A 14,335-nucleotide genomic window follows, 5' to 3' on the forward strand; every position below is an offset into this window, starting at 1 on the left:
AATGTAGCTGCTTCAGCCATTCTCATTAACAATTCTTATTGCGGTGACCAGGTACAAGATGACTTTGTGTCTGCGGGTCAAACGGGTGAGGTTGCGATGGATCCCACATTGCTGGTGGGTTCCCGTAAACTGCCATCGGCGTTAGACTTGGCGTTGCTAGATGACATTGGGTACAGTGTTGATTATTCCAAAGCGGCTTCGAATGCTCGCCCCTAAAGGATCTTGAGCACGCGGCACCAGGCTATTTCTATGGGCGGCTGTGAATGGTGTTTAGTTTCTTCTGGAGCTTAGAAATTGATGTTTGCATGGGGAGCGATCGCCCTCTTTGCTGGGTGAGGTGCGATCGCCCATCCCAATATCTAGATCTGCGACTTCTCGTATGCATCCAATGCCGCTACGTTTGGGAGGTAAAGAAGAAGTCGCAGATCTTTAGACCGATCGCCCTTTGCGGTCTAAAGTAAGGGGGTTTAAGATTAGTTGGTGAGGTCGTGGACAGGTAAATCACGTAGAAAGTAGAAGCGATCGCCCCTAAAATCTAGAAGCGATCGTTTGGTTGACACTAGTAGTAATTAGGCTGTCTTTCTTGAATCACCTGAATCAAGGATTTGTTTGAGGGTGTTGAGTTTAAGCGTAACCTCATAATTTTCAGGATAAAGCTCACTCACAAACTCAATTAAATGATCTATAGTGCATGGGTTTTGAAAACCACCATTCCATGAATGAAATTCATTGTGCACTTCCTGAGTTAGCGTGATTAAGTTATCAAGGCAAGCTGCTAAGTGCGGATATTGTTCCTTCGAGTAAATATGGTGAACAACCATATTGATAGATTTATTATATTTATCTCGTTTCTGACCTGTAATCTGGCATCGTTCACCATCTCGCTTTTTAGCAGCTTTCATGGCAGCGTCAATTTTTTTCTGGCGCGCTGACTGTTCATCAAGGATTAGTTTGAAAGTCTTCTTTCCAACGACTTCAATAGCAGCACACCAAGCACGGCGATCTTTTACAGTTAGCTTAGTAGATAGATTATGTGATAGTTTATATAGCCCTGACAAGGAATAATAACGATGCCCTTCAATATCATCAAAATCCTCATACTTTTTGAGTGGATCTTGAGAAGTTCGTAATTCTTCAAAAGCCCTATTGAGGCGGGCAGGACTGGTACAAAGAATAGCGACGACATCTTTTTTAGATAAAAAATGCCGATTATTACGCACTGTTAGGGAACTACTATTCTCCTGGATTTTTCGACTAATAAAGGCGTTACGGATCTTCTCTTTATGTCGAGTCACAAATTCTAGAATCTGCGCCCAAATCCCTTTTTTCGCCTTTTCATCCATGTACTTGGCGATCGCATAAGCCCCTTGTTCTGAAAACAAGCGTTCATTCAGGTTTTTATTGATGAAGATAAAGTGATCATTCTCCCGTAATTCCCATTGATCATTCGGATCGGAATCAAAAAAAGCGATAACTTTATCCAACTCTTGGTGGGGAATTTCCAGCGCAGTCGCAAGTTCAGCTTCACGGATTGTGAAGCCTGATGTTTTCTTTGTCATCGCTTTTTATGCCTCCGCGCTGATACTTTTGTACATCACTGTTAGACAGTCGAAGATAGAAGCATCACCTGTTTTCGGGTTATCAGGATGATAGATTTTGCTGAGATTGTAGTAAGCGTTCTTGATGTCCTCGATTGTTGCTGTCTTCGGATCTAGCCCAAAAACCTGCCAAGGTTTGAAGTAATTGAAAACGTTGATACCGTTAATACATCCGTAACCCTGTTGGTTCTCTTCACCTGGTAGAACGCCGATAAATTTCCGATATAGTCTTTCCCAGCTTTCCTTTTGCCCTAGGTTCAAATCATCTATTCCATCTGTTGCCATTTGGAATGAACCAGATTTCTTAAGTTGAGTTGTGTCTTTAACAGCAAAATGCTCATAGATTGCAGCTTTAAGCTGAACTAAGGTCAAAGGCTTAACTTTGGCAGCCTTTGTAGCTGTTTTCTGAGCCGTTGGCTCCTTCTTTTTATGGTTCGTAATAACGAACTGAGCGAATTCTTCAAGAACGCCCGTACTGACGCCATGAATCTCTGAAAGACGAGCAATCTCGTTCTGCAAATAGGAGTTCAAGGGAGTCGATTTTTGAGCCTTCACTGCTTTTGGAGCTTTTACTTTTGGTGACTTAGGTTTTGTAGCTGTTTTTGCCATAGATGTGAGAAATGGTAGATAGGTAAGGGATGAAATTACGCTTAAGCTTGAGCAATTCTTCGTATTCTGGCAAATATCATGCTCTATCTACTTTCAGTCTTCCCACGTTTTACGCAAAATCCGCAATAACGTAAAGAAAAAATCAAAAAAAAATCAAGCGAAACGAGCGAAAAACTTGACTGATTCCAGATTTAGTATCACTTCCCCTTTAATCTCCTAGCACATCACCCAGATACAGCCGCACAAACAACCGCGCCGCCTCCGGATCAATCTGTCCCAACCCCCTCACAATCTCTCTGACAGATTTCGCTGACGGATCACGCACCTCATTAAACATCTTGGCTTCGCCCACGCCCAATTGCGTAAGTCCTGATTCGTTTCCCGCCAACCCGAGATCAGGGTTTGATCCACTGCTTATCGCTCTTCAATAACTATGGGGAAAGAATAAAAAGCGATGCAGTTTCTTTTTAGTTTTCGTCAATTCAGCCGAATAGTCTTAAATGAAATTCCGTCGTTTCAGCCATTCTCTAGCGAGAGTAATTAAAGAGCGTTATACCAGTTCTCTAAATAAGCGCTACAGGTAATTGAGGAGGAGTGTGGGGAACGCAGTTCTCCACAATGGGGCACAGCCCCCTTAACCCCCATCAATAACCGGAATTTTTGAAATTGGTATTAGATCTATTGAACCTTCGTATTCAGATCCCGCCTGCTGTCTTGGACAAGTTGAAAGGTGAAGGGCGATCGCGCTTACCGTTGTTTAGGAGAGGTGCGTGCCTATTAACGTTCAATGCTTTACACGTCAGCCACTATGAAAGCTTGGGGTACGGTTCCGCTGGGCGTGAATAATACAAAAAATAAGATATGCAAATTACTGAGGAGATGAATTATAAGCTCGACCGATATATGCTGAGAACAAGTTGTTACCTAATCACTTCTACCTCTCAAGGATTTTAATTATGCAGGTTTCCAATCAAGATTCTCGGTGGTCGGTTTTTGCATCCCATCACATCGTTCGTGCCCTAGAAGTGGTTCAAGATCTCATTGTTGTTTCCCTGTGCCTGGGATTGTTCAGCTTCATGGTCTTGGAAGTTCGAGAAATGTTTTTGTCTCTTCTGCCTCCCTTGAATTTTCATGAGGTGACGGCAGACATCATGTTTTTGCTGATCTTGGTGGAACTGTTTCGCCTTCTGATTATCTATCTTCAGGAACAACGGGTATCGATTGGGGTTGCGGTAGAGGTATCGATTGTTTCGGTATTACGAGAAATTATTGTACGTGGCGTTCTGGAAGCCTCATTTATGCAAGTGCTGGCGGCCTGTGCGCTACTGCTGGTGCTGGGTGGCTTGTTAGTGATTCGCGTGTGGTTGCCACCTACCTTTGAAGGGATTGATCCAGAGAAGCAAATTTCGGAGCGTCGCAGGCGGGAGCGATTAGGACGTCGGGATTATGCTTTATCTGCTCATGTTGATGAGGTGCCTACGCGATCGCGTTCCTCCTCCGTTGGCCGTGAAGTCGAGTATCCTGTGGAGGTTTAAGACGTTCAAACCCCTCGCTCAGTTTTCGTTCTCAGCTCTCATATGTGTTGGTTTTAGGTGACATGGCGTGTCCTGTGTCACCTTTGTTGTGCTTAATCGAACAGTGTTTGGGCGATCGCAACCTGTAGGTTAGCCGTATCTGGAAAATATGCTGAAGCTTTTCCGGCTCTGTCGTAATCGATGCAATCATTGAAATCACAATTTGTCTGAGAGTTGATCTAGCGCGACTGACTCTAGTCCTACTTAGCAATTTCCTTTATTGATATTTACTGATATCCACTCATGCTCTGACGTTAAGAAAACCTATGGCGTAGATATGCAAGGTATAGAAAGGTCTAAAGTGAACCCATCACCAGCATGGACACATAGTGTTAGTAAGTAACGTGAACGTCTGGCTGTATATTTGCACACCGAGACAACGACAGTTCTATTCTCCCGTCTCTTGTTTTTTGTGCAACGGGATGAACATATCGCAAACCGCTCGATCCCGACGCCATTGCTGAGAGTTTGTTAAGCTCGAAACGATTCCTGTCTAATAACGAAGAAAGCTTGTAGCTCGTTCTCCTAGGAAAAAACAGTGTTCGAAGATTTATTACCTCCCCTCAACAGTCATAACCTGCCCTATCCCGACACCATCCATCCCATCGTGGTTCACTTTGTGATTGCGATGGTGCTCTTCGCGATTCTATGTGATGTTATCGGATATTTCACCAAAAACGCGCGCTTGTATGAGGTGGGATGGTGGAATATGGTCTTTGCTACCGTATCTATTTTTATCGCCATTATTTTTGGTCAAATCGAGGCAGGATTAGCAACGCCTTACCTCGCTGCGGCTAGCGATCTGAATTTGCATACCTTAATTGGTTGGTCGTTATCGGGCGTTTTGGCGGCAATTACGGGATGGCGATATATTATCCGATTAAAAAGTCCAGAATCTTTGCCGACCCTCTACATGGGGTTGAATTTTGTATTACTAGGCATTGTGACGTTTCAAATCTATCTCGGAGATAAGTTGGTCTGGGTGTACGGACTGCATACGGAACCTGTGGTTGAAGCCGCACGGGGAGGCTTACTGTGATGTCAGAAATCCTAGATATTGTTTCCCAACTGTCTATTTTCGGTGCAGGGGCAAATGGCTTGCCCTACACCATTCCGATCCATCCCAACTTGGTGCATCTCACCTTGGGACTCTTTATTGTGGCGATCGCCTTTGACATTGTGGCGGCGCTCTATCCCCTAGAAAAACCCATCTTTAAGTTTTTAGCGATCCCCGTCACCAGTTCCAATCTCTACGATGTGGGTTGGCTGAATATGCTGGCGGCGTCGGTGATCACCTTTTTTACGGTGGCCGCAGGATTCTACGAAATTTTGCTCGCTGATCCCCCTGCTGATGTGGTGAGCCCCTGGGGCTTAAATGCCATGGATACGATGCTGTGGCACGGTGTGGGTGGCGTTGTTCTCTTAGGGCTAATCGTTGGCATGACCGTTTGGCGAGGGTTTCAGCGCTACGTTTGGCGGAGCGATCGCGCTCGTCAGGTGCAGTGGGGCTATATTGCGGCTGGACTGGGAATCTTTGTGCTGATGTTTGCCCACGGAACCCTGGGTGCCCACCTCGGCTCGGATTTTGGTGTCCATGTTACGGCGGCTCGTTTAATCCGGGCAGGCATGGATCCCAACACCCAGTTGTTAAACCTGATCATTCAATACTAGAGGTACCGCATGAATCGACGTACCATTGGAGTTCTCATCGGACTGGCGATCGCCGACTTCTTCCTGAGCCTCTGGATCGGTCAGCAAACCTATAATTGGATGCCTCCCCAAGCCTCGGCAGAATCGATCTTGGTGGACAATCTATTCAGCTTTATGAGCACGATCGGCAGCTTCATCTTTTTTGGCGTAATGGGCACGCTACTCTACTCCATTCTTTTTCAGCGTGCCGCCAAATACGATTCCAGTGATGGCCCGCCGATAGAAGGCAATGTGAAACTGGAAGTGGTTTGGACGGCCATTCCTATTTTCTTGGTGATTTGGATTGCCACCTTCAGCTACCAAACCTATGAGCAGATGAGCATTCTGGGGCCCATGGAGCATATGGCGATGGGAATGCCTAGCGCCCAAGCGGCTCCAATGGCAGAGGAGGATGAACAACCGCCGATCGAAGTCTACGCTCGTCAGTGGGCGTGGGAATTTTACTATCCCGATCAGAAAGTTAGCAGCACCGAACTCCACCTTCCCGTCAATCAACGGGCAAAACTGCTGCTGTCCTCGGAGGATGTGCTGCATGGGTTATTTGTTCCGGCCTTTCGGATCAAGCAAGATGTGGTTCCCGGTCGGGAGATTGCCTTTGAGTTCACGCCGATTCGGGAGGGACGCTATCGTCTTCGAGACTCGGAATACAGCGGCACCTATTTTGCCGCAAATCAAACGAATGTCGTGGTGGAATCAGAAGATGCCTACCAGCAATGGTTAGCGATCGCCGCTGCCCAGACTCCTGCCCCAGCAGAGAATGTGGCCTACGAAGAGTTTAACCGCACCACCGAGAGTGCGATCGATCTAGGGTGGGATACGGTAAAACCTGCCCCTGCTCCCATCGTCAACTACGCGAGTTCAGAAAAGGATCCCCATGAGTAATGCATCCTTGGAGTCTCTCTCCAGCCTTCAACCCCAGCCAGGAGCCCCCGACAACTGGCGCAGATTTTTCACCTTCAGCACCGATCACAAAGTGATTGGCATTCAATACATCGTCACGGCCTTCGCCTTCTTTTTGTTTGGTGGTCTGTTGGCGATGGTGATGCGGGGGGAATTGATCACACCCGAAGCCGACTTGGTCGATCGCACGGTCTATAACGGTCTGTTCACGATGCACGGCACGATTATGCTGTTCATGTGGACGTTCCCGATGCTGAACGGTTTAGCGAACTATTTGGTGCCGTTGATGATTGGGGCACGGGACATGGCGTTTCCCCGATTGAATGCGGTCGCGTTCTGGATGGTTCCGGTCTTTGGCGTCATTCTAATCGTGAGTTTCTTTGTGCCGGGTGGCCCCTCGCAGTCGGGCTGGTGGGCGTATCCGCCCGTCAGTTTGCAAAATCCGACGGGAAACCTAATCAACGGTCAAGCCCTCTGGATTCTGGCGGTTGCGCTGTCGGGAATTTCCTCCATTATGGGTGCGGTGAACATTGTCACCACGATTTTTACCATGCGGGCACCGGGGATGTGCTGGTTCAAAATGCCTGCCTTCTGCTGGACAGTTCTTGCCGCACAGTTGATTCAGCTTTTTGGTCTGCCAGCACTGACGGCGGGAGCGGTGATGCTGCTCTTTGATCTGACGGTGGGAACAAGCTTCTTTGATCCAACCAAGGGAGGAGATCCGGTGCTCTATCAGCACTTCTTTTGGTTCTACTCCCATCCAGCGGTCTACGTGATCATCCTGCCGATTTTTGGCGTCTTTTCCGAGGTCTTTCCGGTCTATTCCCGCAAACCTCTCTTTGGGTACCCCGTTGTAGCGGTATCGTCCGTGATCATTACGGCGCTGAGCGGTATTGTGTGGGTGCATCATATGTTTGCCAGCGGCACGCCAAGCTGGATGCGAATGCTGTTTATGTTCACCACCATGACGATCTCGGTGCCCACGGGGATTAAAGTCTTTGCCTGGGTAGCGACAGTGTGGGGCGGAAAACTCCGGCTCACCACGGCCATGCTCTTCGCCCTAGGGGGACTGTCGATGTTCCTCTTTGCCGGGATTACGGGCATTATGCTCGCCTCTGCGCCCTTTGATATTCATGTCAACAACACCTATTTTGTGGTGGGTCACTTTCACTATGTGATCTACGGCGCAGTGGTGATGGGGTTCTATGCGGCGATCTATCACTGGTTCCCCAAAATGACCGGACGCATGTACTACGAGGGATTGGGTAAACTCCACTTTGTGCTGACCTTCATTGGCGCAAACCTCAACTTTTTGCCGATGCATCCTCTGGGATTGCAGGGAATGCCACGACGGGTGGCCTCCTACGATCCAGAGTTTGCATTTTGGAATGTGCTCGCGAGTCTAGGTGGATTTCTCCTTGGTGTCTCTACACTGCCTTTTATCTTGAATATGCTGAGTTCTTGGGTGCGGGGCAAAGAGGCTGGGGATAATCCTTGGCGGGCGATTGGCTTGGAGTGGTTGGTGTCCTCGCCGCCGCCCCATGAGAACTTTGAGGAAGATCCGATCGTGGTGTCGGCTCCCTATGGCTACGGCACCGATGAACCGTTGGTTGCAAACGCAGATAAGTTGAAGTAGGGAGGATATCTGGTGAGTACAGCAAATATCGATCCATCCTTTGATGCGCAGGCCGCGCACGGTGGAGGACATGCAGATAACCGCATGTTTGGTTTCATCGTGTTTCTGCTGTCTGAGAGCGTCATTTTCCTGAGCTTCTTTGTTGGCTATATCGTTTATAAAACCAGCACTCCCGATTGGTTGCCGCCCGGTGTTGAGGGCTTAGAGGTGCGATCGCCCTTGATCAACACGATTGTCCTCGTTTCCAGTAGCTTTGTGATTTATATCGCAGAACGTTTTCTTCATCGGGAAAATCTATGGGGATTCCGCGCCTTTTGGTTACTAACGATGGCGATGGGTAGTTTCTTCCTCTATGGTCAAGCCGTAGAGTGGATGAGCCTGCCCTTTGGCTTTGCCTCCGGTCTCTTTGGCGGCACGTTCTATTTGCTGACCGGATTTCATGGCCTCCACGTTCTGACCGGAGTGCTGCTTCAGGGCATTATGTTGGGGCGATCGTTTATTCCCAATAACTACGCGGGGGGAGAGTACGGTGTGGCGGCAACGTCGATATTCTGGCACTTCGTCGATGTCATTTGGATTGTTCTATTTATCCTGATTTACGTTTGGCAATAACGAGTCTTTGCACCCTTGAAATTGACCTTTGTTAATAGTCACGTTTTGGTTAGGACTTTAGATTTAATAACTTCAAATGCTTGGGTAGGATGTGTTAGCGCAGCGTAACGCATCGCTTCTAGGGGTTGATGCGTTACGGCGATCGCCTAACATATCCTACAAAATTAAGCGTGGGAACACCGTTGGCCTAATCTCTATGCCTCAAGCTGCTCCTATCCTTCATACCCTCCACAGGAGAGATCTATGATTATTGATGATCAACACTACGACATAATCATTGTGGGCACTGGCGCGGGGGGGGGAACTCTCGCCCAGAAACTTGCGCCTACCGGAAAACGAATTTTGATTCTGGAACGGGGCGCTGGCATGGCGCTAGAGGATCAAAACCGGGCGGATGTGGATCTCTTTAAGAAAGAGCGCTACCATGCCCCGGAGCAGTGGTACGACCAAGCCGGAGAACCCTTTTCGCCCCAGACGAACTATGCTGTCGGCGGGAACACCAAAATCTATTCTGCCTCGCTGATGCGGATGCGCGATCGCGACTTTGAAGCTGTTCCTCATCAAGAGGGGATAGCCCCAGAGTGGCCGTTGAAGTACGCCGACTTTGAGCCGTATTACACAGCAGCGGAGCAACTCTATCAAGTCCACGGAGACTATAAACAAGATCCAACCGAACCAACCCATAGTTCTGATTACCCCTATGCGGCTGTCGGTCACGAACCGTTGATGCAGCCTATCATAGAGGCGATCGCCCAGCAGGGATTACATCCGGCTCCCTTACCGATCAGCCTGACCCGCCAAGAGGATGATCCGACGGGAGATGCTGAAGTCTTTGGCATAAACCCTGCCCTGAAGCACGACAACGTGACGCTCAAAACCTCCGCGAAGGTGGTGAGTCTCCATACCAACCCGTCGGGCACGGAAATTAAGGGGGTTCAAGCGGAGATTGGCGATCAGGCAATGCTCTACACCAGCGATATTGTCGTGTTGGCCTGTGGTGCGGTGAATTCTGCGGCATTGATGCTGATCTCGGCCAACGAAAAGCATCCCAATGGACTTGCCAACAGTTCGGATCTAGTCGGGCGCAACTTGATGAAGCCTCAGATGAGCGTCATTGTGGAACGGGCATCTGAAAACAACTCTGGCATCTTTCCCCGCAGTGTCAGCATTAATGACTTTTATTGGGGCGATGGGGACTACACCTACCCAATGGGACACATCGAAAACAGTGGGGGACTGTTGCAGGACATTATTTTTGCTGAGTCTCCGCCCTTGCTTTCTGTCCTGGCTCAGATTATGCCGGGTGCTGGTTTGAAGCAACTGGCCGTGCGTTCAATTGGCTGGTGGGCACAGACAGGCGTTTTACCAGATCCGAATAATCGGGTGCGGTGGCAAAATGGCAAATTGCGCTATGAGTTTACGCCCAATAATACCGAAGCCCACGATCGCCTAGTGTACCGCTGGATTGAGGTGCTGAAGACCGTGGAGAAAGCATCTAGACCAACGCAACGGAGCGGCGTGTATCCCCGGGGGGAAGCACCTGTGCAAGTCGTAGGATATCAAAGTGGAACGTGTCGTATGGGAACCGATCCGGCGACGTCTGTTTTGGATCTCCACTGTCGTACCCATGAGATTCATAATCTCTACGTTGTGGATAGCAGTTTCTTCCCGTCCTGTCCCAGTGTGAGTCCGGCTCTAACCGTGATGGCGAATGCCCTGCGGGTGGGTGACTCCTTGATCAAACAGCTACAGTAACTGTTACAGCGCTAGCCATATCGGTTAGGACATTTTTCGCCGCCCCACCAAAATGTCCATGTCCTAAGCTAGCTGGCAATAGCTACATATAACAACAAAGCCCAGGTGCTGCGCGGGCTTCAAGGTATTCATGTATTAAAATCCACGTATCCAATGGTTGTGCCAACTGAGTAATTGGTAAGGCGTAGCGCAGGGTTGCCTGTTGGGGCTTGAGCTTGGGATCTCTGGCATCTCCCCAATACGGGTGCAATATTAGAGGTAGTGTTGGGTCACGTCTGAAATCTCAGTATGCTGGAATGGTTCGCAGCCACAACCGGGATAGAGTTGGGCAGGCTAGTGCTGAAACAGGTTTTTGATTTAGGAAAACCTGTTCTAGAGGGGTATATTCAGGATTTTTTCAAGGACTGTTTGAATAGCAGTGTGGCTCAGCTCAATGCCGCAGCGCTGGAAATGCCAATGGCAGAGGCCATTGGTGTTTTTGTGCAGCAGTTTGTTGCAGAACTAGAATTTCATGATATGCCGAAAACTAGCATTGACCATTTCTATCAACCTGCGCTGAAGCAATTTGTCCGCGATCGCTCCGTTGGGCAAGTTCTGGGTCGGGCATTTGAAAAAAGCTGCAAACATATTGATGGTGATCGGTTGGCACAGATTTGGGAAGCGCAGTATCAACCCAAAGGCTGTAAATTTCCAGACGAGTTTGATTGGCAGGGTGTGACAAAAGCCTATGTCAAAGGGGTAAAGGGCATCGTTAAAGCCAATACGGAATTGCGGGAGATTCTGAACTCTGACCTGCTAGAAGACATTTCTGACCTAATAAAAGACATTGCCCGTAATACCGCCCAACTCTCACCGGGATTTGATGTTGAAACGTATCGAGCCAGTTTACAGTCGAGTTATGGCTATCTAAAGCTGTATACCCTCGACAGTACTGACCGAGCTGATACGATTAAGCTCTGGTCGATGTTCATTGAGCAAACGGTGCGAGAGGCTTTGCCCCCAACGCGCTACGATCTGCCTTTGGACATGAAACGGCAACTCCAAACCGAAGGAGACCTCGAAGCAGATTGATCACCTGAAGCCTTAGACCATTATCGCCGCAAATACTTTCAGCAACCCGCGCGAAAGGTTTTAGAAACCGTGGTAGATTCGCAACGGGCGGTGATTTTAGGAGATCCAGGTTCCGGCAAGTCGAGTCTGTTGCAATATCTAGCACTGGAATGGGTCGAAGGCAAGACGGAGAAACTGCCATTATTGATTGAGTTGCGAGAGTTTGCCATTAATCCATCTGCGAACTTTCTCGAATTTCTGCATCGGGGTCGAGGAGTGGACTGGCAGTTTGATCAGCAACAGCTTCATCAGCATTTGCTGGAGTCTCCCACGCTGGTGATGTTCGATGGTCTGGATGAGGTGTTTGATCTCGCCACCCAATCCACCGTCATTGACGACAGACATCATTCGCTTTTCGCAGCAATATCCCAAAGCTCAGGTATTGGTCACCTCTCGCGTTATTGGTTACAATCCCGATCGCCTTCAACACAGTGGATTTCGTCACTTCACGATTCAATCCCTGGATATCGATGAGATTCATGAGTTTATCGATCGCTGGTATGACCTATCCATGGGCAGCGATCCCGATAAAGTGCGTCTAAAACAGCGCTTAAAGGATGCGATCGCAAATTCTAGAGCGATCGCCAACCTGGCAGACAATCCGCTGTTGCTGACGATGATGGCAATTCTGAATCGACGACAGGAGTTACCGCGCGATCGCGCCGATCTTTATGACCAGGCTTCGCGGGTATTGCTGTACCGCTGGGATGTGGATCACAAGCGATTGCAGATGCCGATGGACGCGATCGGGCGGCGGGAAAAGCAGGAAATGCTTCGCCTGATTGCCTATGAGATGCAAGCGGGCGAGGAAGGTTTGAAGGGTAATTTGATTGGAGTTGAGCGCCTCACCCAAATTTTGACTGACTATTTGCGCGATCAGGGCTTCAGTGAACCTCGCGAAAAAGCCAATCGATTAATTCAACAACTGCGGGAACGTAATTTTATCCTCTGCTATCACGGAGCCGACCTGGTTGACTGACATATCTTTTTTAGTAGGTTGGGTGAAACAACGTGGAACCCAACTCTAGCCTATATTCTGTTGGGTTACGCTAGCGCTCACCCAACCTACGAGAGAATCAGGGTTGTGTGAGTTTTGTCAGTCAATTAGCCCCAAAATACGGGGATGGCTCAAAGAACGTTTGAAGAGCGACAAAAATGAATATGTGAGGAGTACGGTAGTGCGAGAGTTGGCACGGGGCTGGAAAGGGGACTTCTAAACTTTTTCAATTTTGAAAGAAGTTGCTCAAAAGGATACGAGTGAGTACGTGCGGCATTCAGTAATATTTGAGTTGATGCTCTGGGAACTGAAAAATAGAGATAACTCTGAAATTCTTGAATTTTTGCGTGACCGTGCTGTCAATGATCCCTTTGAGTATCAAGAGAAAAAGAGATATAATCCTCGACATTCGGCATTAAACGCCTTGGTACATCTGGATCCTCTCAGCGCAGAAACATTGAATTTGTTACGCGATCGCGCCCTCAATGATCCGGACGAGCAACTGCGAAAATGGGCACAGAAGCAGTTGAAGAAGATGGAGGCAAGTTCTAATGGCTGACAATACGGTGAACAATAGATATCTCGCTCCAATTTGAGTTTAAGGTTGTTTGCCGCCGTTGAAGGAGAACGTTAGGGAGCCGTACCTGTCGGTGCACAAGCAGGAGGGTCAACCTCAATATCCGCAAAGCTTCCTTCATTCATAAACTTAACGGCACCAAAGTTTTCTCCGGCATAGACCCAGGTGGATTGCCCAGAGGGATTTTTAACTTGCACCCAGCAATCTGGTCGTGCCCCTACATAGGTTAACTTTTCACCCGCACTAAAGCTTAGATTCTGCGCTGTACCACCAGGAACATCGTAGGTCGTGAGGGTCTGGGATAGCTCAACAGAACTAGGCCCGATGAAGAAGGTCTCTGGCGCATTGACAGTGGGGGTGGGAGTGGCGACGACGGTGCTGGTGGCTTCGGGTTGGGGCGAAGGACTAAGAGATAGCTCTGGGGAGGTCGTCGGTTCGGGCGAAGGTTGGCTGCTAGTCCGGAATTCAACACCGCTGTAGTCTGCTCCAGCGTAGATCCACGCATCTTCGCCGTTGCCTGCGCCGACAATCCGAATCCAGCCATCGCCTTGATCTTCGACGTAGCCCAAAATCTGACCTGCATTGAGCGGATAGCCAGAGTCGATTGGCTGACTATCTAGAGAGGGAGAAGTATAGGCTTGGAGATTGCTTTGCAGTTCGATAAAGCCCGCCGGTAACGGGCCTTCGTCCACAGGCGTTTCGGACACGGTTTCTGTGGGCGTGGGTTCTGGTGTAACGGCTGTTGTGGGTTCTGGTGTAGCCGTAGCCGCGGGGCTGGGGCTGGCAGATATAGTAGGCGATGGCGACGGTTCGGTAACAATCGGTTCCGATGGTTCGGGCGTTGGTGTTTCCGTTGGGGTGGGTGTGACTTGGGGCGGAGGCGTTGGTTCTGGCCTAGAGGCGATCGCTGGAGGTGTCCCCGCTAGGACTTGGGCTAGGGTAGCCTGCGTATTTGACCCTGCAATCCCGTCTTGAGCAAGGCCGTGGGCTGCTTGGAAATTAATTACCGCGCCTTGGGTTAGCTCGCCGTAGTACTGGGTGAACGGGCCAGAATAAAATCCAGCACTGGCGAGGTCACGCTGGAGTTGGGTAACGGCAGGCCCAGTGGAACCGTAGCGCAGGGCTTGGGAGCCAGTCGAAGCTTGGGGAGCGGCTGGTGCGCCTGCTCCGGCAAGGGCGGCACGGGTATTTGGCCCTACAATGCCATCCACGGTGAGACCATAATCTCGCTGCAAGGCCATCACAGCAGATTCAGTC

13 protein-coding genes and 1 pseudogene are annotated in these 14,335 nt (G+C 49.2%); 10 read left to right on the top strand and 4 right to left on the bottom strand.

From position 1 onward, the window contains the following. Positions 1-66 precede the first annotated feature (66 nt). Positions 67-216, top strand: a complete 150-nt coding sequence (locus IGR76_05940; protein ID MBF2078059.1) for a hypothetical protein — start codon at positions 67-69, stop codon at positions 214-216. A 353-nt stretch (positions 217-569) separates the two neighbouring features. Here IGR76_05940 and IGR76_05945 read toward each other — a convergent pair whose 3' ends face one another. The 3 genes from IGR76_05945 to IGR76_05955 form a co-directional block, all read right to left on the bottom strand. Further along, positions 570-1,559 carry a hypothetical protein gene (locus IGR76_05945; GenBank protein ID MBF2078060.1) on the bottom strand — a complete coding sequence of 330 codons (990 nt, stop codon included), beginning with the start codon at positions 1,557-1,559 and terminating at the stop codon, positions 570-572. Positions 1,560-1,565: 6 nt separating this feature from the next. Beyond that, a complete protein-coding gene (locus IGR76_05950; GenBank protein ID MBF2078061.1) occupies positions 1,566-2,153 on the bottom strand; it encodes a J domain-containing protein in 588 nt (195 codons plus the stop codon). 262 nt (positions 2,154-2,415) lie between these two features. Beyond that, positions 2,416-2,595, bottom strand: coding sequence for a hypothetical protein (locus tag IGR76_05955; protein ID MBF2078062.1), 180 nt, complete (start codon positions 2,593-2,595; stop codon positions 2,416-2,418). Between the two features lie 568 nt (positions 2,596-3,163). On the opposite strand from IGR76_05955, the gene IGR76_05960 reads away from it, so the two are divergent. The 9 genes and pseudogenes from IGR76_05960 (at position 3,164) to IGR76_06000 (ending at position 13,060) form a co-directional block, all read left to right on the top strand. Then, entirely contained in the window at positions 3,164-3,742 is a 579-nt protein-coding gene (locus tag IGR76_05960; GenBank protein MBF2078063.1) for a phosphate-starvation-inducible PsiE family protein, read from the top strand. Positions 3,743-4,319: 577 nt separating this feature from the next. Beyond that, positions 4,320-4,820 carry a DUF2231 domain-containing protein gene (locus tag IGR76_05965; protein MBF2078064.1) on the top strand — a complete coding sequence of 167 codons (501 nt, stop codon included), beginning with the start codon at positions 4,320-4,322 and terminating at the stop codon, positions 4,818-4,820. Beyond that, on the top strand, positions 4,820-5,452 hold the full coding sequence (locus tag IGR76_05970; protein ID MBF2078065.1) for a DUF2231 domain-containing protein: 633 nt from the start codon (positions 4,820-4,822) through the stop codon (positions 5,450-5,452). The genes IGR76_05965 and IGR76_05970 overlap by 1 nt, the downstream gene beginning before the upstream one ends. 9 nt (positions 5,453-5,461) lie before the next feature. Continuing rightward, positions 5,462-6,373, top strand: coding sequence for a cytochrome c oxidase subunit II (locus IGR76_05975; GenBank protein ID MBF2078066.1), 912 nt, complete (start codon positions 5,462-5,464; stop codon positions 6,371-6,373). Further along, complete coding sequence (ctaD, locus tag IGR76_05980; protein ID MBF2078067.1) at positions 6,366-8,027, top strand: cytochrome c oxidase subunit I; 1,662 nt, start codon at positions 6,366-6,368, stop codon at positions 8,025-8,027. The genes IGR76_05975 and ctaD overlap by 8 nt, the downstream gene beginning before the upstream one ends. 84 nt (positions 8,028-8,111) lie before the next feature. Continuing rightward, a complete protein-coding gene (locus IGR76_05985) occupies positions 8,112-8,639 on the top strand; it encodes a heme-copper oxidase subunit III (protein ID MBF2078068.1) in 528 nt (175 codons plus the stop codon). Positions 8,640-8,882: 243 nt separating this feature from the next. Then, on the top strand, positions 8,883-10,394 hold the full coding sequence (locus IGR76_05990) for a GMC family oxidoreductase (protein MBF2078069.1): 1,512 nt from the start codon (positions 8,883-8,885) through the stop codon (positions 10,392-10,394). A 288-nt stretch (positions 10,395-10,682) separates the two neighbouring features. Continuing rightward, positions 10,683-12,471, top strand: a pseudogene (locus IGR76_05995) (NACHT domain-containing protein). A gap of 262 nt (positions 12,472-12,733) precedes the next feature. Then, a complete protein-coding gene (locus IGR76_06000) occupies positions 12,734-13,060 on the top strand; it encodes a HEAT repeat domain-containing protein (protein MBF2078070.1) in 327 nt (108 codons plus the stop codon). A gap of 71 nt (positions 13,061-13,131) precedes the next feature. Here the strand turns inward: IGR76_06000 and IGR76_06005 are convergent. Continuing rightward, a partial coding sequence (locus IGR76_06005; GenBank protein MBF2078071.1) for a peptidoglycan-binding protein occupies positions 13,132-14,335 on the bottom strand: 1,204 nt, incomplete at its 5' end.

It is taken from the genome of Synechococcales cyanobacterium T60_A2020_003 (genome assembly GCA_015272205.1).
GTDB lineage: Bacteria > Cyanobacteriota > Cyanobacteriia > RECH01 > RECH01 > JACYMB01.

Coding starts and splice junctions, on each gene's coding strand:
- IGR76_05985 (MBF2078068.1), top strand. CDS start 8,112: ATGTTTGGTTTCATCGTGTTTCTGCTGTCTGAGAGCGTCATTTTCCTG.
- IGR76_05970 (MBF2078065.1), top strand. CDS start 4,820: ATGTCAGAAATCCTAGATATTGTTTCCCAACTGTCTATTTTCGGTGCA.
- ctaD (MBF2078067.1), top strand. CDS start 6,366: ATGAGTAATGCATCCTTGGAGTCTCTCTCCAGCCTTCAACCCCAGCCA.
- IGR76_05960 (MBF2078063.1), top strand. CDS start 3,164: ATGCAGGTTTCCAATCAAGATTCTCGGTGGTCGGTTTTTGCATCCCAT.
- IGR76_05945 (MBF2078060.1), bottom strand. CDS start 1,559: ATGACAAAGAAAACATCAGGCTTCACAATCCGTGAAGCTGAACTTGCG.
- IGR76_05975 (MBF2078066.1), top strand. CDS start 5,462: ATGAATCGACGTACCATTGGAGTTCTCATCGGACTGGCGATCGCCGAC.
- IGR76_05990 (MBF2078069.1), top strand. CDS start 8,883: ATGATTATTGATGATCAACACTACGACATAATCATTGTGGGCACTGGC.